This is a genomic window from uncultured Bradyrhizobium sp., from assembly GCF_947648125.1.
Classification (GTDB): domain Bacteria; phylum Pseudomonadota; class Alphaproteobacteria; order Rhizobiales; family Xanthobacteraceae; genus Bradyrhizobium.
In genome coordinates this window covers 1-18337 of record NZ_CANSMR010000020.1, presented here as the reverse complement: position 1 = coordinate 18337, position 18337 = coordinate 1, and the positions used below count along the sequence as shown (strand labels likewise).

Genomic DNA, 18337 nt, shown 5'->3' with positions numbered 1-18337 from the left:
GCTTCAGGCTATTCCTTTTTCAGACTATTCCTTTGGCGGCACCGTGCGCAAATAGGCGACAATGGCGTCTAGATCGGCGGCTGACACGGTGGCGTAGTAATGGAAGCCCATCGGCGGATTGAGCTTGCTGCCGTCCTTGCTGACACCCTGAGTGATGGCGCGTTTGATCTCGTCATCAGTCCAGCCGCCAATGCCTTTCGTCTTGCTGGAGCTGATGTTCCGCGAAACCGAGACGCCCCAAGGTCCATGAAACTTGCCGCCGCCGGCGCCCATGCTGGTTGCAAATTCTCGCCCTTGCGGACCCATCGGCGTGTGGCACTCCATGCAGTGCGCAATCGTGGCGAGGTAAAATCCTTGCTGCACCTTGTCGCCCAACATCGCTTCGGTGTACGGGCTTTCACCGCCCGGGGGAACAGGATGCCCCTGTGCCATTTTGTAGATTGGCTCCGGCACCGCATTCCTGATCGGCTTGATCGTGCGCAGATAAGCGATCACCGCATCGAGATCGCGATCGGTCATGATCTCGTAGAAGCCGCTTGGCATGATCATGGCGACCCGCGTGCCGCTGCGCTTGATGCCTTTCCGCAGCAATTGCTTGAGTTCGGCGTCGGTGTAGTTGCCGATGCCGGTTTCGGTGTCTTGGGTGATGTTCGGGGCCGTGACCTTGAACGGCGGCTCATCCCATGACGCGCCGCCAGAAAAAGCCCGATCCCTGATCTCCCCCGACGGTCCCTTCGGAGTATGGCAGTTGCCGCAGGTCAGGATGCCGTTGACCAGATAATCACCGCGCGCGACCAATTCCGATTGTGCGCTGGCCGGGTTGGTCAATACCGCACCGATAACGAGCGCTAACGATCCGATACGGATCATGACGACGCCTCCAATCAATTAAGTATGGCGATAGAGCTCTGATCGATTTCTGGCTTCAAAAACGTACGTCAGCGAAATGTGCGCACCGGTGTTCAACGGTGCGAAGGCCATGTGCAAAATTACGTAGCCGGCGCGCAAGAAAAGCCGCGCCCGGATCGATGGTACGATCGCCGCCCCTCTTCTCTACAGATCCGATTGCCGGAGGGCTGGCTAATCAAAATCTAGCAGATTTCACGTGTTTGAGAAGGCAGCACGACCGTTCCGAAATCCGAGGCGCGTGTTATCGGGATCAACACCTCACCGACCAATCGCTACTGCTCAAGAACTTGTGCGGGTCGGCGGGCAAACAGAAGGGCCGCGCCCCGGATGCGTGACTCACAAGCGGCGCAACAAATTCAGCGTCGTCCCTGCGAAAGCAGGGACCCATAACCACGAATGGTCATTGTTGCGCGATTGTGGAACGACGAGTCCCGTTCACAATTCGGGCCGCGGAGTATGGGTCCCTGCTTTCGCAGGGACGACGCGCGGAGAGAGTCGTGCCTCGAACTCACTCTTACCGAGCAGACGGAACGACGGCCAGGACTCACCGCCCCTGTTGCAAACTCCCTTCCAGCCGCGCCAGTTCGCCGTCGAGGTCGCGCTCGACATCGGCCACCTGCATGTCGACCACCCGATAGTCGCGCGCCTCGAGCCAGGCGCGGCGTTTGGCGCGGTCCGTGCCGATGGCGTCGCTCTCGCCGGCATTGACCAGCTCGATCGCGAGCCGGTGTACGAAGGAAACGAAGTCGGGGATGTGGCGGCCGACCGGGGTCTGGCGCTTGAACTGGCCGGCGAAGCGGCGATCCCGCGTCAGCGCCTGCCACAGGATCCGCTCGGCGTCGGTCGGGTTGCGGCGGAGCAGCCGGGCGAGCCCGCGCACCGTGCTGGAGTTGTCGGCGGCGGCACCGCCCCCGCCCTGCTCGGCGAGCAGCGCCCGCAGCCGCGTTGCTTGCGCGCCGTCGAGCACGCCGCCCTTGGCCGGGCCCTTGCGGCCCTCGGCGATCGCCATCACCACCCCGTGCAGGGTGTGCATGTCCTGCTTGGTCGGGTCCATCCGGGTGAAGATGTTGCGCAGGTTCACCAGCATGGTGTCGCGCTTCTCGGCCGGCCGCAGGAACTCGACCTTGTCGAGCTCGGCGACGAGGTTGTCGAAGAACGCCTGCATCTGGTGCTGGGAAGCCGGCTCGGACCGCTCGGGCATCGCGAACGGCAGCGCGCCCGCGGTCGAGAGCTTGAACCACTCGTATCCCATCAAGAGCACCGCCTGCGCCAGGTTGAGCGAGGCGAAGCCCGGGTTGACTGGGAAGGTGATGATGCGGTTGGCGAGCGCGACCTCCTCATTGGTCAAGCCGGCGCGCTCCCGCCCGAACAGGATGCCTGCCCCGCCGCCGGATGCGACATGGCGGACGATCACGTTCGCCGCGCCTTCCGGCCCGACCACCGGCTTGGCCTGGTCGTGGGCGCGCGCGGTGGTCGCGAACACCAGCGTGAGATCGGCGATAGCCTGCTCGACCGTGTCGAACAATTCGACGGAACCGATGATGTGGTCGGCGCCGGCGGCGGCGCGTTGTGCGGCGACATTCGGCCAACCGTCACGCGGATTGACGATGCGCATCCGGGTCAGCGCGAAGTTACCCATCGCGCGCGCGGCCATGCCGATGTTCTCGCCAAGCTGCGGCTCGACCAGGATGACGACGGGACCGGCAAGGTCGTGCCCTGCCTTGGTCTTGTCGGTGCCGGACATCTCACTTCACTTTCTGATTCAACGTCTGAAGATTTTGAATCAGCTTCCGAAGCAGCCGACTCAAACTCTCATGCAGGGCGGCGCAACCAGCTTTGCACCGGTTTTGCGCGGGACCATTTTCTCCAAGGAGATAACAGGGTTAGCAGCGTTTGCGAATCCTCAATCGGAATCCCAATCGCACGGAGCGAAGACTGCCGCTTGCGCGCGCTTCGCCTTCGGATAGGCTATCAACCACAACCAAAGCGAAGCTGTAAAGGCACGCTTGAGACGCCGGTTGAACGGCGAGGCACTTGGGTCGAAGCACTTGGGGGGACGACGATGCGGGGCAGATGGACGCTGGCGATTGTGGGCCTGGTCTTGATCGTGGCGGGGGGCCTGCTCGCCCACCTCACGCAGACCACAGGCGGCATCCGGATCGAGGATGTCAGATTCAAGGGCGCCAAGGGCAACACCATGAGCGCCCTGCTCTACGTCCCGCCGAACGCCACGCCGCAGATCCCGGCGCCCGGCATCCTTGCCGTCCACGGCTACATCAATTCGCGCGAGACCCAGGACGGCTTCGCCATCGAGTTCGCCCGCCGCGGCTATGTGGTGCTGGCACTCGACCAGACCGGCCATGGCTACAGCGACCCGCCCTCCTTCGCCAACGGTTTTGGCGGCCCGGATGGTCTGACCTATCTCCGCAGCCTACCCTTCGTCGACAAGGACAACATCGGGCTCGAGGGCCATTCGATGGGCGGCTGGACCGTGCTGGCGGCGGCCACCGCGATGCCCAACGACTACAAGTCGATGGTGCTGGAGGGCTCGTCCACCGGCAAGCCGTTCGCCGCCGAGGGCACCGCGAGCTGGCCGCGCAACACCGCGCTGGTGTTCGCCCAATACGAGGAGTTCTCCACCCTGATGTGGGGCGTCGACCTCGCCCGCGACGTCACCAAGAGCCCAAAGCTCTGGGCGCTGTTCGGGACGCAAGGCGCGGTCGAGCCGGGCAAGGTCTATGGCGATCCGGCCAATGGCACCGCCCGGGTGCTGTACACCCCGGCGATGACCCATCCGGCCGAGCACATCTCGCATGAGGCGATCGGCTACAGCCTCGACTGGTTCGCCAAGACATTGAAGGGCGGCACGCCTCGTCCGGTCGACGACCAGATCTGGTTCCGCAAGGAGATCGGCACCCTGATCGCGCTGATCGGCTTCGTGGCGCTCATGATCGGGACATTCGATGGGCTGCTGGAGGCACCGATGTTCTCCCGCCTGCGGCTGCCGGCGGTTGCCGACGGCACCATGCCGGCGCACACGGCCGCCAGCGGGCGGCGCTGGACGATAGCGTTCATCCTGTCCGCCTTCATCCCGGCACTGACCTACTACCCGGCCTTTGCGCTGGGCGGCACCTTGGTGACCCCGAGCGCGTTCCTGCCGCAGGGCATCACCAACCAGATCCTGGTCTGGGCCATCATCAACGGCCTGATCACGATGGCCCTGATGTGGTTCGTCCCGAAGCGGGCCAGCCGGTCCGGCCTCGTCGGTCAATCCGTCGTGATCGCGCTGGCCTCGGTTGCGGTGGGCTACGCCGCGCTCTGGCTCGCCGACCTCGCCTTCAAGATCGACTTCAGGTTCTGGATCGTCGCACTCAAGTTGATGAGTGCGAAGCAATTCCTCATCTTCCTGATCTATCTGATTCCGTTCACGGCGTTTTTCGTGGTGGCGCTGCATGTGCTGCACCGGAATTTCTCGACCATGGGCGCGCCGCGCGCAGCGCTCTATCTGACCAACATCCTGGCGCTGACGCTCGGTTTCATCGTGTTGCTGGTGCTGCAATACGGCACGCTGTGGCTGACGGGCAAGCTGTTCAACCCGGTCCCGGACCCTGGATTCGTGCCGCTCTCGACCATCGTCGCGATCCAGTTCGTACCACTCCTGGCAATCGTCGGCGTGATCGCGACCTTCACCTGGCGGCGGACCGGATCGAGCCTGCCGGGGGCCCTGATCGCCGGCCTGTTCGTGACCTGGTACATCGTGGCCGGGACCGCGACGCAGGTCCCATTCTAGAGGGGTTCAGGCGCGGAAAACCCGTCCAGGACAAGGATCGAGAGCCGTCGTCAGAATGGCGGTTCTCGGTGAAAAGATGGGCTGAAAGTGCATACCCGGTGCGCTTCCGCCCGTCCCCGGGCGGTGCTATAGCGCAGGCGTATTCCACCCCCGCCGTCAAAAGCGCGCCGTTCCCAAGAGGGCCTCCCTGTCATGGCAAAAATCAAGGTATCCAACCCCGTCGTCGAGCTCGATGGCGACGAGATGACCCGGATCATCTGGCAGTACATCAAGGACAAGCTGATCAACCCGTTCCTGGATGTCGAACTGCTCTATTTCGATCTGGGCATGGAATACCGCGATGAGACCAATGACCAGGTGACCATCGACGCCGCCGAAGCCATCAAGAAGGTCGGCGTCGGCGTCAAATGCGCCACCATCACCCCCGACGAGGCCCGGGTGAAGGAGTTCGGCCTGAAGCAGATGTGGAAGTCGCCGAACGGCACCATCCGCAACATCCTCGGCGGCGTGATCTTCCGCGAGCCGATCATCTGCAAGAACGTGCCGCGCCTGGTTCCAGGCTGGACCAAGCCGATCATCATCGGCCGTCACGCCTATGGCGACCAGTACCGCGCCACCGACATCAAGTTCCCCGGCAAGGGCACGCTGTCGCTGAAGTTCGTCGGCGAGGACGGCACCGTGATCGAGCGGGAAGTGTTCAAGGCGCCTGGCGCCGGCGTCGCGATGGAGATGTACAACCTCGACGACTCCATCATCGATTTCGCCCGCGCCTCCCTCAACTACGGCCTGCTGCGCAACTACCCGGTCTACCTCTCGACCAAGAACACGATTCTGAAGGTCTATGACGGCCGCTTCAAGGACATCTTCCAGGACATCTACGACCGCGAGTTCAAGAAGGAATTCGAGGCCAAGGGCCTGACCTACGAGCACCGCCTGATCGACGACATGGTGGCCTCGGCGCTGAAATGGTCCGGCGGCTATGTCTGGGCCTGCAAGAACTATGACGGCGACGTGCAGTCCGACACCGTGGCCCAGGGCTACGGCTCGCTCGGCCTGATGACCTCGGTGCTGCTGACCCCGGACGGCAAGACGGTCGAAGCCGAAGCCGCCCACGGCACCGTGACCCGCCACTACCGCGAGCACCAGAAGGGCAAGGAGACCTCGACCAACTCGATCGCGTCGATCTTCGCCTGGACCCGTGGCCTCGCCCACCGCGCCAAGCTCGACAACAACGAGGCGCTGGCGAAGTTCGCCACCACCCTGGAGAAGGTCTGCGTCGCGACCGTCGAAGAAGGCTACATGACGAAGGACCTCGCGCTCCTGGTCGGCGCCGACCAGCGCTGGCTCTCGACCACCGGCTTCCTCGACAAGGTTGCCGACAACCTCGGGAAGGCGATGGCGGCCTGAGGCCGCCGTAGCCGGACAACAGGTGCGAGCGTAATCATGGCCCTTGTTAGAGCCGTTGCGCTCGCATCGTTCCTGCTGACCGGATCGGCGGCCCTCGCTGCCGATCCCCTGCCCGCCCCCGTTGCGGCGCCCGACGAGACCGCGGTCCTCACCGCGCATGCCGAGGGCGTGCAGGTTTATGAGTGCAAGCCGGTCACCGACGGCAAGCTCGCCTGGTCGTTCCGCGAACCAGTCGCCACCCTGATCGCCGGTGGCCGCACCGTCGGCCGGCACTACGCCGGGCCGAACTGGGAGCATGTCGACGGCAGCGCCGTGACCGCCCGCACCGCCGGCAGCGCACCCGGCGCCACCGCCTCAGACATTCCCTGGCTGAAGCTCGAGGTGATCTCCCACCGCGGCAACGGCCTGCTCGCGAGCGTCGCCACGGTGCAGCGGATCAACACCTCGGGCGGCGAGCTCAGTGGCGTCTGCGACAAATCAGGCGCACTGAAGAGCGCGGCGTATTCGGCGGATTACGTGTTCCTGCGCCGCGACTAATCGCGGATACCGCCATCGGTCTCTTGCGGTGCCTGGGCGATCTCGCCGACGGCAAGGTCGCCACCGGCCGTGAGCGGATCAGCGAGGCGCGCCTCCGCTGTCTCCCTGACATGGGCAGCGAGCGCCGGCATCCGCTCGATCAGGGCATGGAAGTCCTGCGCATCGAGCAGCAGCAGCTTGGTCTTCCGCACCGCCGTCACCGTGCCGGAGCGGCTGGTCCGCCTGAGCAGCGCGATCTCGCCGAAGAATGAGCCGTCGGCAAGCCGCACCCGCTGGCTCGGCAGGTCGATCTCGACCTCGCCGGCGGTGATGAAGTACATCGACGACGCCGCATCGCCGCGCCGCACCAGCACCTCGCCGGCCTCGACGGTCTGCGACCGCAAGAGCCGCATGATGTCGGCGATGTCGGCGGCGTTGAGATGCGAGAACAGCGGCACCCGCGCCAGCATGCCCCAGGTCACGACGAAGTCGCGGCGCCGCACCTCGTCGGCGAACGCGGTCGAGATGATCGCGACCGGCAGCGCGATCATCGCGAAGCCGACCACGATCGCAACCACCGTGACGATCCGCCCGAGCGGCGTCACCGGGACGACGTCACCATAACCGACGGTGCCGAGCGTCACGATCGCCCACCACATCGCCTGCGGCATGGTGCCGAACTTGTCCGGCTGCACCTTGTGCTCGATGGCATAGAGCAGCGAAGCGAACAGCAGCACCGCGCCGGTCAGGATCACGACGCAGCCGAACAGCGTCCGACGCTCGGCGTGCAGCGCGGCCAGCAGCGAGCGCATCGCGGTCGAATACCGCACCAGCTTCAGGAACGGCAGCATGCCGAACAGCACCAGCGCGGTCTTGTCGCCGATCGCAAGCGCGATGGCCGACGGCAGGAAGGCGAGCAAATCGATCACGCCGAGCGCCGAAAAGGCATATTCGAGCCGCGCCTGCAACGGCGTCATGTCGCGTAGCGAGCGGCCGACCACGCTCCAGAGCCGCGCAGTATATTCCAGCGCGAAGGCGACGACCGCGGCGATCTCGATCGCCGTGAATAGCCACCAGAACTGGGCATCGATCTCCGGCACCGACGCCAGGATCGCGGCCAGCACATCGACGGTGATGATCGCGACGACAAGCCGGACGAAGCGCGAGCCGACCGAATATGGCAGGTGGTCCTGCTCGAGCAGCTCGTAGAGACGCTCGCGCAGCCCGGGATCGCTGATCGTGGGCTTGAGCGGAGCCGTCGCCACGATCAGCCTCTCCGTCAGGCGCCGGCCGATGCCTGTTGAGTCATGGCCTGTTCGATCGCCGACAGCGCGGCGTCCGCCTTGGCGCCATCGGGGCCGCCGGCCTGCGCCATGTCGGGCCGGCCGCCGCCGCCCTTGCCGCCGAGCACCTCGGAGCCCTTGCGCACCAGCTCGACCGCATTGAAGCGCGAGGTGAGATCGGCGGTAACGCCGACCACGATGCCGGCCTTGCCGTCCTCGGTGACGCCGACGATCGCCACCACGCCCGAGCCGATCTGCTTCTTGCCGTCGTCGACCAGGCTCTTCAGATCCTTGGTCTCGACGCCCTCGACCGCGCGCGCGAGCAGCTTGACGTTGCCGACCTCGCGAACGCCGGAGGCAGCACCGTTCGACGACGAACCGCCGCCCATCGCGAGCTTCTTGCGGGCATCCGACAGGTCGCGCTCGAGCTTCTTGCGCTCCTCCATCAGGGCTGCGATGCGCGCCGGCACGTCCTCGATCGAGGTGCGCAGCTCGGCCGCCGCGGTCTTCGCCAGCGTCATGGTGTCATTGGCGTGCTTGCGCGCATGATGTCCGGTCAGGGCCTCGATGCGGCGGACGCCGGAGGCGACCGCGCTCTCGCCGGTCACCGAAATCAGGCCGATGTCGCCGGTGCGGCGGACATGGGTGCCGCCGCAGAGCTCGACCGACCAGCCGAGCGCGTTCTGGCCGTGCTCGCGGGCGCTCTTGCCCATCGAGACCACGCGAACCTCGTCGCCGTATTTCTCGCCGAATAGCGCGCGCGCACCGGCCTCGCGGGCGTCGTCGACCCCCATGATGCGGGTCGTCACCTCGTCATTCTCCAGCACGACATCGTTGGCGATGTCCTCGACCCGGGCGAGTTCTTCCGGCGTGATCGGCTTCGGATGCACGAAATCGAAGCGCAGGCGATCGGGCGCGACCAGCGAGCCGCGCTGGGCGATGTGATCGCCGAGCACCTGGCGCAGCGCCTCGTGCAACAGGTGCGTCGCCGAGTGGTTGGCGCGGATCGACGAACGCCTGGCGTGGTCGACCTCGAGTTGCAGCGCGGTGCCGACGCTCAAGGTGCCCTGCTCCACCGTGCCGACATGCACGAACAGGTCGCCGGCCTTCTTCTGCATGTCGGTGACGCGGAACTTGACGCCCTCGCCCGTGAGGATGCCGACGTCGCCGACCTGACCGCCGGACTCGGCATAGAACGGCGTCTGGTTCAGCACGATCGCGCCGCTCTCGCCGGCCTTGAGGCCGTCGACCTCGGCGCCATCCTTGACCAGCGCCGTTACCACGCCTTCCGCGCTCTCGGTCTCATAGCCGAGGAATTCGGTCGCGCCGAGCTTCTCGCGCAGCGGGAACCAGATGGTCTCGGTGGCCGCCTCGCCGGAGCCGGCCCAGGAGGCACGTGCCTTCTCGCGCTGACGGTTCATCGCGTCGGTGAACGAGGCCTGGTCGACGCTGATGCCGCGCGACTTCAGCGCGTCCTGCGTCAGGTCCAGCGGGAATCCATAAGTGTCGTACAGCGTGAACGCGGTGTCGCCGTCGAACATGTCGCCCTTCTTGAGGCTGGCGCTCTTCTCGTCGAGGATCGACAGGCCGCGCACCAGAGTCTTGCGGAAGCGGGTCTCTTCCAGCTGCAACGTCTCCTCGATCAGCTTCTCCGCGCGCACCAGGTCCGGATAGGCCTGGCCCATCTCGCGCACCAGCGCCCAGACCAGGCGATGCATCAGCGGCTCGCTGGCGCCGAGCAGCTGCGCATGGCGCATCGCGCGGCGCATGATCCGGCGCAGCACATAGCCGCGGCCCTCGTTCGACGGCAGCACGCCGTCGGCAATCAGGAACGCCGAGGAGCGCAGATGGTCGGCGATCACCCGGTACGACGCCACGTTCTGCGCGTTCGGCCCATGGCCGAGGGCCGATGCAGCCGCATCGATCAAATGGCGGAACAGGTCGGTTTCGAACACGCTCTCGACGCCCTGCAGGATGCAGGCCATGCGCTCCAGCCCCATGCCGGTGTCGATCGAGGGACGCGGCAGCGCCACGCGCTCCTCCTTCGTCACCTGCTCGTACTGCATGAACACCAGATTCCAGAATTCGAGGAAGCGATCGCCGTCCTCTTCCGGGCTGCCCGGAGGTCCGCCCCAGATGTGCTCGCCGCGATCGATGAAGATTTCCGAGCACGGACCGCACGGGCCGGTATCGCCCATCGCCCAGAAATTGTCCGAGGTCGCGATGCGGATGATGCGGTCGTCCGAGAAGCCCGCGATCTTCTTCCAGTAGCCGGCCGCCTCGTCGTCGGTGTGGTAGACGGTGACGAGCAGCTTGTCCTTCTTCAGCCCGAAATCCTTGGTGATCAGGTTCCAGGCCAGCTCGATCGCGCGCTCCTTGAAATAGTCGCCGAACGAGAAGTTGCCGAGCATCTCGAAGAAGGTGAGATGGCGCGCGGTGTAGCCGACATTGTCGAGGTCGTTATGCTTGCCGCCGGCGCGCACGCACTTCTGCGACGTCGTGGCGCGCTGATAGCCGCGCTTTTCGACGCCGGTGAAGACGTTCTTGAACTGCACCATGCCGGCATTGGTGAACATCAGGGTCGGGTCGTTGCGCGGTACCAGCGGCGACGACGCCACGATCTCGTGGCCGTTCTCCTTGAAGAAGTTCAGAAATGTCGACCTGATGTCGTTGACGCTGCTCATGTTCATCCAATCGGAAAAAGGGGCCGGCCAGCCGCAAAAAGGCGTCATTTTCCGGCCGAACGCTTTTAGACATTGCCAGCTGCGGTGTCCAGAAACTGTGCAGGCGGATCATGGGCTTGCCGCGGCAGCACAAAGCCCATTGGATAGTTGTTGCAGCTGCGTTGACAGTCTTGGTGGCGCCGTGTTTTCTACCTACCTGTTATTAGTCACGTCGGGAGAGACCGGCCTTACCGCCGGCGCCGAAGGAGCAACCGCCCCGGAAACTCTCAGGCAAAAGGACCGCGTGACGTCTGACATCTGGAAAGAGGCGCTGGGGTTCTCCCCGATGCGTCCGCCGACGGGATAATACTCTCAGGCACAGCGACAGATGGGGCTTTCTGCAGGTTTCTCAAGGGGAAATAGGTCCCCGGCGGGAACCGCGAGGGCCCTGTGATGCTTGCGCGCGAAACCTCTCCGCTGAAACAGACCCCGCTGCACGCGCTGCATCTGGCGCGCGGCGCCAAGATGGTGCCGTTCGCCGGCTACGACATGCCGGTGCAATACACGGCCGGCGTGCTGAAGGAGCACCTGCACACCCGCAAGGAAGCCGGCCTGTTCGACGTGTCCCATATGGGACAGCTCGTGCTGAGGGCCAAGTCCGGCAAGGTCGGTGACGCAGCGCTCGCGCTGGAAAAACTGGTGCCGCAGGACATTGTCGGCATCGCGCCGGGACGGCAGCGCTACGCGCAATTCACCAACGACGACGGCGGCCTGCTCGACGACCTGATGGTGGCGAATTTCGGCGATCACCTGTTTCTGGTGGTCAACGCCGCCTGCAAGGCCGAGGACGAGGCGCATCTGCGCGCGCATCTCTCGGAAGCTTGCGAGATCGTGTCGCTGGCCGACCGCGCGCTGATCGCATTGCAGGGGCCGAAGGCCGAATCGGCGCTGGCGAAACTTTGTGCAGATGTCAGTTCGATGAAATTCATGGACGGCGGTCCGCGCCGCGTCGCCGACATCGACTGCTTCGTCTCGCGCTCCGGCTACACCGGCGAGGACGGTTTTGAGATTTCCGTGCCCGCTGACAAGGCGGAAGCCCTGGTCACTGCCCTCTTGGACAATCCCGACGTGCTGCCGATCGGGCTCGGCGCGCGCGACAGCCTGCGGCTCGAGGCCGGGCTTTGCCTCTATGGTCATGACATCGACACCACGACGACGCCGGTCGAAGGCGCGCTGGAATGGTCGGTGCAGAAGGTTCGCCGCAGCGGCGGCGCCCGCGCCGGCGGTTTTCCGGGCGCCGACAGGATTCTCGCACAATTCGCCGATGGCGCCGCTCGCCGCCGTGTCGGCCTGAAGCCCGATGGCCGTGCGCCGGTGCGCGAGGGCGCTGCCCTGTTCGCCGATCCGACCTCGACCGAACCAATCGGCAAGGTGACCTCGGGCGGCTTCGGCCCGAGCCTCAATGCGCCGGTTGCGATGGGCTATCTGCCGACATCCCTTTCCGCGCTCGACACCACCGTTTTCGCCGAGGTGCGCGGCCAACGACTGCCGCTCAAGGTCGCCGCCACGCCCTTCGTTCCCAATACCTACAAACGCTAAACGCCAAAGGATCGATCCCATGACGACGCTGTACACGTCCGACCACGAATGGCTCCGCATCGAGGGCGACGTCGCCACGATCGGCATCACCGATTACGCGCAATCGCAGCTTGGCGACGTCGTGTTCGTCGAACTGCCCAAGGTCGGCCGCAGCCTGAAGAAGGCCGAGGCCGCCGCCGTCGTCGAATCCGTCAAGGCCGCCTCCGACGTCTACGCGCCGATCACCGGCGACGTGATCGAGGTCAACGAGGCACTCGCGGCCGAGCCCGCGCTGGTCAATTCGGATGCCGGCGGCAAGGCCTGGTTCTTCAAGCTGAAGATTGCCGACAAGAGCGAGCTCGGCGGCCTGATGGATGAGGCCGCCTACGCCGCACACACCGCCTGAGGATCACCCCAAGGATCTGCCCATGAACGCGCCCTTCAAGCCGATCAACGAAGCCGCCACCGATTTCGTCCGCCGCCACATCGGACCGTCACCGCGCGACATCAACGCGATGCTGGAAACGGTCGGCGCCGCGAGCCTGCAGGCGCTGATGAATGAGACGCTGCCGGCGTCGATCCTTCAGAAGGCGCCGCTCGATCTCGGCCGGGCGCTGAGCGAGACCGAAGCGCTCACGCATATGAGCGAGCTCGCCGCGCAGAACCAGGTGTTCACCTCGCTGATCGGCCAGGGCTATTCCGGCACCATCCTGCCCGCGGTGATCCAGCGCAACATCCTGGAGAACCCGGCCTGGTACACCGCCTATACGCCGTATCAGCCGGAGATCAGCCAGGGCCGGCTCGAAGCCCTGTTCAACTTCCAGACCATGATCTGCGACCTCACCGGGCTCGACGTCGCCAACGCCTCGCTGCTCGACGAGGCGACCGCGGCGGCCGAAGCGATGGCGCTCGCCGAGCGCCACTCGCAGGTGAAGGCGAAGGTGTTCTTCGTCGACAAGGAAGTGCATCCGCAGACGCTGGCGGTGATGCGCACACGCGCCGCCCCGCTGGGTTGGGCGCTGGTGGTCGGCGATCCCCTGACCGAGCTCGACAACGCCGACGTGCTCGGCGCGCTCTTGCAATATCCGGGCACGACGGGCGCGGTGCGCGACCTCCGGCCGGCCATCGCATCACTGCGCGCCAAGGGCGCGCTTGCGATCGTCGCCGCGGACCTGCTGTCGCTGGCCCTGCTGACCTCGCCCGGCGAACTCGGCGCCGATATCGCAATCGGCTCGGCACAGCGGTTCGGCGTGCCGATGGGTTATGGCGGACCGCACGCCGCCTACATGGCGGTGCGCGACACGCTGAAGCGCTCGCTGCCCGGCCGCATCGTCGGCCTTTCGGTGGATTCGCGTGGCGCACCGGCCTATCGCCTCGCGCTGCAGACCCGCGAGCAGCATATCCGCCGCGAGAAGGCGACCTCCAACATCTGCACCGCGCAGGTGCTGCTCGCCGTGATCGCTTCGATGTATGCGGTGTATCACGGCCCCGAGGGCCTAACCCACATCGCACGCGGCGTGCATCGCCGCGCCACCGTGCTCGCCGCAGGCCTGCGCAAGCTCGGCTTTGCACCGACCAGCGAGGCGTTCTTCGACACCGTGACGGTCGAGGCCGGAGCGAAGCAGATCGAGATTGTTTCCCGCGCGCAGGCGGAGCGGATCAATCTGCGCATCGGCGCGACCACGCTCGGCATCGCACTCGACGAGACCACGACGCCGGAGACCGTCGAGGCAGTGTGGCGCGTGTTCGGCGGCAAGCTCAGCTTTGCCGAGATCGAGGCGGCCGCACGCGAGGCGCTGCCGAAGGAGCTGCGGCGCACCAGCGCGTTCCTCACCCATCCGGTGTTCAACACCCACCGCTCCGAGACCGAGCTGCTGCGCTACATGCGCAAGCTCAGTGACCGCGACCTCGCGCTCGACCGCGCGATGATCCCGCTCGGCTCCTGCACGATGAAGCTCAACGCCACCACCGAGATGATCCCGCTGACCTGGCCGGCGTTCGGCAATCTGCATCCGTTCGCGCCCGCGGATCAGGCCAAGGGCTATCATGCGCTGTTCAAGCGGCTGGAGCAGTGGCTGTGCGACATCACCGGCTATGACGCGATCTCGCTGCAGCCAAACTCCGGCGCGCAGGGCGAATATGCCGGGCTCCTTGCGATCCGGGGTTATCATCTCGCGCGCGGCGAGCCGCACCGCAAGGTCTGCCTGATCCCCTCCTCCGCGCACGGCACCAATCCGGCCTCCGCCGCGATGGTCGGCATGGACGTCGTGGTTGTCGCGTGCGATGCGCGCGGCGACGTCGACGTCAACGATCTCCGCGCCAAGGCGGAGAAGCACTCGGCCAACCTCGCGGCTGTCATGATCACCTATCCGTCGACCCACGGCGTGTTCGAGGAGCATATCAGCGAGATCTGCGACATCGTGCACGCGCATGGCGGTCAGGTCTATCTCGACGGCGCCAACATGAACGCACAGGTCGGGCTGTCCCGTCCCGGCGATTACGGCGCCGACGTCAGCCATCTCAATCTGCACAAGACCTTCTGCATTCCGCATGGCGGCGGCGGCCCCGGCATGGGCCCGATCGGCGTGAAGGCGCATCTTGCGCCCTATCTGCCCGGTCATCCCGCAACCGACGGCGCGACAGCGCACGCCATCGGCCCGGTGTCGGCCGCGCCGTTCGGCTCGGCGTCGATCCTGACCATCTCCTACATCTACATCCTGATGATGGGAGGCGAAGGCCTCACGCGCGCCACTGAGATCGCGATCCTCAACGCGAACTACATCGCCGCACGGCTGCAGCCGCACTTTCCCGTGCTGTATCGCAACGTCCGCGACCGCGTCGCCCATGAATGCATCGTCGACCCGCGCGCCCTGAAGACGACCAGCGGCGTCACTGTCGACGATATCGCCAAGCGGCTGATCGACTACGGCTTCCACGCGCCGACCATGAGCTTCCCGGTGGCGGGCACGCTGATGATCGAGCCGACGGAGTCGGAATCGAAGTTCGAGATCGACCGCTTCTGCGACGCGATGATCGCGATCCGGGGCGAGATCGCGGAGATCGAGAAGGGCCGCTGGAAGGTCGAGGCCTCGCCGCTGCGCCAAGCGCCGCACACCGTCCACGACATCGCCGACGACGCCTGGAACCGGGCCTACACCCGCGCCGAGGGTTGCTTCCCGGCCGGCGTGTCGCGGTCCGACAAATACTGGAGCCCGGTCGGCCGCGTCGACAATGTCTACGGCGACCGCAATCTGGTGTGCTCGTGCCCGCCGATCGAGGATTACGCGCAAGCCGCGGAGTAACGGGCCATGTTGTAGGATGGGTAGAGCGCAGCGAAACCCATCACTGCCAATCACGTGCGAGAAAGATGGGTTTCGCTCCGCTCTACCCATCCTACGATCTACGATCCGGCTATCATATTGTCCGCACTGGCCGGGGGCAAACGACGGCGAACAAAGCCGCGACAGGAGGATCCATGCGCGAGGAATACTGGTTTCATTTCCCGTTTCGCGTCCGCTATTCCGAGGTCGACGCGCAGGCCGTGGTGTTCAACGCGCACTACCTGACCTATTTCGACACCGCCATCACCGAATATTTCCGCGCACTCGGTTACGACTATCTTGGCGAGGTCGCACGGACCGGCATCGACTTTCACACCGTGAAGTCGGTCGTCGAGTACAAGGCGCCGATCCGGTTCGACGAGGACATCGAGGTCTGCGTGCGGGTCGCGCGGATCGGCCGGTCCTCGATCGTGCTTACACTCGCGATCTTCGCCAAGGGCTCCGAGGATTTGCGCGCGACCGGCGAGATCATCTGGGTCGCGACCGACCAGAAGACCCATCAGTCGGTCGCCGTGACGGAAGATCTGCGGGCGCTGATTGCGAGCCGAGAAAAAGCGCTGGCGTAGGGATTCACGCGGCGCCTGCCGGCGTCGCTAGCCCTACGGAGCGACCAAGGTGCGGCTCCCGGCGTCCCAGCGCCACAGCGTCTCGTTGGTCAGCTCGGTGCCGCCCGACCAACGATGGATCGGATTGTATTGGCTGAAGTCGCCGGAGCCCGCGACGATTGCCTTGCCGAGGCCGGTCAACGCGAGCCTGCTGCGCTTATAGCGTTGGTGACGTTCCGGGTCCTCGTGCATGTCGAGATCGAACGGCCCCTCGTCGAGGCCCGAGATGGCAGGCATCGGACATCGAGCCAGCCCCTCCAGCAGGGCCCCGGTCTCCCAATAACCGAACGTCCGCCGGGTATTGGGTTTCTCGTGCCCGGGAAACAGATCGTACGGATGGACCTGTCCCGCTGACAGCAGCTCCAGCATTCGCATTTCCGTTGCGCCGAGCCCGGAGCCACGCGCTGGGAGCTCTTCCAGCAGCGCGACGACTGAATTCCGCAATTGCGGAAGCGCGCGCAGCTCCTGCGTCAACAGATTGAACCAGGCTTCCGGCGTTGACGCACCCCAAGCCGCCCACGCAGCGCTGGCGACTTCGAATTGATGGCCTCGGACGGGAGCGAGGCGCGGCTGCCATGCGGCCAATTCGGCCGGCTCTCGCTCGCCGATGATAAGATCAGCTTGCAATATCGCAAGCCTGGATGCGACGCTCGCATGCGGGCGCAAGTAATTCAGCAACCAGATCAATTGCAGTTGTGAGTTCGGATCGGGATCGCCCCAAAGATCGACGGCATCGAAGCGCTCGCAAAATTCGATCAATCCGAGACCCTGACGATGCGCGTCCTCAAGCAATCTGCCGGTGAGATTGTCCAGCCAATGAGCCCCGGCGCGATACGAAGCCGCGCGCGGCGAGAACAAGGCATCCAGTTCGCTTGATGGCGGCAATTTTCCGCAAACGAACCGCTGCTCGACGCCAACAACGCAATCGGCGAGCCGTGCGGCCTTCAGGCCACCCGCTCCGCTATCGGTGAATGTGAGGATGAGCCGGGTCATAACAGTCGACACCGCGAATGGACACTAGTGCTTGACCAGCGCCGACTTCCAGCGCCAGAGGTTCTCGTTGGTGAGATGCGTGCCGCCCCACCAGCGATTGATCGGATTGTGATCGGTGAAGTCCGTCTTGTGGGCGAGCACCGCCTTGCCAAACTCTGTCACCGACAAGCGGCTTCGCTGAAAGGCCTCCAGGCGAGCTCTCGCATTCTCCGGCTCGATGGAGCGCAAGCCATCGTCGAGCCCGGCGATCGCCGGCCGCGGTCCATGCGCAAGGCCCTCGAGCAGCCTGCCGATTTCCATGTCGTTGAATACGCCACGCTGGCGAAAGCCGCGGAGGTAGAACAGCGCGTTGGTCCCCATGAACCCTGCCGCGATTAGCTCCAGCAACCGCATCTCGGTCGCGCCAAGGCCAGATCTGCTCCATGGCAGCTCACGAAGCAGATCAAGCAGAGCCGGCCTCAGCAAGGGAAACGCACTCAGGTCGCGGTGCATCACATCGAAACACGTCTGCGGAGTTGTCGCCCGATACGCCTGCCAGCATATGCTAGCGGTCTCGATATCCACAGGTCGGATGTTAGCCAGCGGGACCTCGTTCCAACCGCGCCATGCCGGGTCCATCGTTAGCAGGCTGAAGCCGACGAGACGCAATTTCAGCTTCGCTAACATGTCCGGCTGAGCATGAAACTGGTCGAGCACCCAGATTAACTGCAGCTGATCGTTTGGATCAGGGTCAAACCACAATTCGATGATGTCGAACGACTGGCAATAATCGTTGAACGCGAGGTCCTTCCAAGTCGCGCGCTTCGCGGACGGGGAAATCCAATCCGACCAATGATTCCCCGGCTTCTGGCCCGCTCGCACGCTGAAATAGGCCGCCAGCTCTTGTGACGAAGGCAGCACGCCCCAGGCGAAGCGAAATGAAAGCGGAAGCACCGCGTCGCCCAGACCTGCGCGTTTCAGGTCGAGCCCGGATGGATTACCCAAGATCAGGCGCTTCACCGCTTCAACTCACTGAACACCGGCTACAAAACCAAACGGGCGCCGAAGACGTCGGCAACTCAACGTCCTCAGCGCCCGCTTGCAGCGAAATGATTTGATCGTTTGAGCATGATCTTTTCGGAAAACCGCTTCGCACTTTTCCGGATCATGCTTGACGCTTACTCGTCGGCGGGCTCTTCGCCCTCGGCGTCGCGCTCGGGCGTGCCGGCAAGGATCTGCTCGGAGATCAGGCCGGAGTTCTGCCGGATCGCGG

13 protein-coding genes and 1 riboswitch are annotated in these 18337 nt (G+C 64.9%); of the genes, 7 read left to right on the top strand and 6 right to left on the bottom strand.

From position 1 onward, the window contains the following. Window positions 1-24: 24 nt before the first annotated feature. Together Q0030_RS28540 and Q0030_RS28535 are read right to left on the bottom strand one after the other, a co-directional pair. Window positions 25-870, bottom strand: a complete 846-nt coding sequence (locus tag Q0030_RS28540; RefSeq protein WP_298374724.1) for a c-type cytochrome — start codon at window positions 868-870, stop codon at window positions 25-27. A gap of 583 nt (window positions 871-1453) precedes the next feature. Then, window positions 1454-2653 (bottom strand): TrmJ/YjtD family RNA methyltransferase, encoded by a 1200-nt coding sequence (locus tag Q0030_RS28535; RefSeq protein ID WP_298374722.1) that lies wholly within the window; start codon window positions 2651-2653, stop codon window positions 1454-1456. A gap of 318 nt (window positions 2654-2971) precedes the next feature. Here Q0030_RS28535 and Q0030_RS28530 point away from each other — a divergent pair, with 318 nt between their 5' ends. The 3 genes from Q0030_RS28530 to Q0030_RS28520 all read left to right on the top strand — a co-directional run bounded on the left by Q0030_RS28530 (window position 2972) and on the right by Q0030_RS28520 (window position 6643). Continuing rightward, entirely contained in the window at window positions 2972-4699 is a 1728-nt protein-coding gene (locus tag Q0030_RS28530; protein ID WP_298374719.1) for an alpha/beta hydrolase, read from the top strand. Window positions 4700-4891: 192 nt separating this feature from the next. Then, entirely contained in the window at window positions 4892-6106 is a 1215-nt protein-coding gene (locus Q0030_RS28525) for an NADP-dependent isocitrate dehydrogenase (RefSeq protein WP_298374716.1), read from the top strand. 36 nt (window positions 6107-6142) lie between these two features. Next, window positions 6143-6643, top strand: a complete 501-nt coding sequence (locus Q0030_RS28520; protein ID WP_298374713.1) for a DUF3455 domain-containing protein — start codon at window positions 6143-6145, stop codon at window positions 6641-6643. Here Q0030_RS28520 and Q0030_RS28515 read toward each other — a convergent pair. Together Q0030_RS28515 and alaS are read right to left on the bottom strand one after the other, a co-directional pair. Continuing rightward, window positions 6640-7890 carry a cyclic nucleotide-gated ion channel gene (locus Q0030_RS28515; RefSeq protein WP_298375016.1) on the bottom strand — a complete coding sequence of 417 codons (1251 nt, stop codon included), beginning with the start codon at window positions 7888-7890 and terminating at the stop codon, window positions 6640-6642. The genes Q0030_RS28520 and Q0030_RS28515 overlap by 4 nt on opposite strands. Before the next feature lie 11 nt (window positions 7891-7901). Beyond that, on the bottom strand, window positions 7902-10589 hold the full coding sequence (gene alaS, locus Q0030_RS28510; RefSeq protein WP_298374710.1) for an alanine--tRNA ligase: 2688 nt from the start codon (window positions 10587-10589) through the stop codon (window positions 7902-7904). 202 nt (window positions 10590-10791) lie between these two features. Next, window positions 10792-10880: riboswitch (glycine riboswitch) on the top strand. A gap of 141 nt (window positions 10881-11021) precedes the next feature. Between alaS and gcvT the strand changes: the two genes are divergently transcribed. The 4 genes from gcvT (at window position 11022) to Q0030_RS28490 (ending at window position 16053) form a co-directional block, all read left to right on the top strand. Then, window positions 11022-12167 (top strand): glycine cleavage system aminomethyltransferase GcvT, encoded by a 1146-nt coding sequence (gcvT, locus tag Q0030_RS28505; RefSeq protein ID WP_298374708.1) that lies wholly within the window; start codon window positions 11022-11024, stop codon window positions 12165-12167. 19 nt (window positions 12168-12186) lie between these two features. Continuing rightward, window positions 12187-12552 carry a glycine cleavage system protein GcvH gene (gene gcvH / locus Q0030_RS28500; RefSeq protein WP_298374705.1) on the top strand — a complete coding sequence of 122 codons (366 nt, stop codon included), beginning with the start codon at window positions 12187-12189 and terminating at the stop codon, window positions 12550-12552. Window positions 12553-12574: 22 nt separating this feature from the next. Then, on the top strand, window positions 12575-15448 hold the full coding sequence (gene gcvP / locus Q0030_RS28495; RefSeq protein WP_298374703.1) for an aminomethyl-transferring glycine dehydrogenase: 2874 nt from the start codon (window positions 12575-12577) through the stop codon (window positions 15446-15448). Between the two features lie 173 nt (window positions 15449-15621). Continuing rightward, a complete protein-coding gene (locus Q0030_RS28490; RefSeq protein WP_298374701.1) occupies window positions 15622-16053 on the top strand; it encodes a thioesterase family protein in 432 nt (143 codons plus the stop codon). Between the two features lie 33 nt (window positions 16054-16086). Here Q0030_RS28490 and Q0030_RS28485 read toward each other — a convergent pair whose 3' ends face one another. Next, on the bottom strand, window positions 16087-17085 hold the full coding sequence (locus tag Q0030_RS28485; protein WP_298374698.1) for a hypothetical protein: 999 nt from the start codon (window positions 17083-17085) through the stop codon (window positions 16087-16089). A gap of 24 nt (window positions 17086-17109) precedes the next feature. Continuing rightward, complete coding sequence (locus Q0030_RS28480) at window positions 17110-18084, bottom strand: hypothetical protein (protein WP_298374697.1); 975 nt, start codon at window positions 18082-18084, stop codon at window positions 17110-17112. Window positions 18085-18337 lie beyond the last annotated feature (253 nt).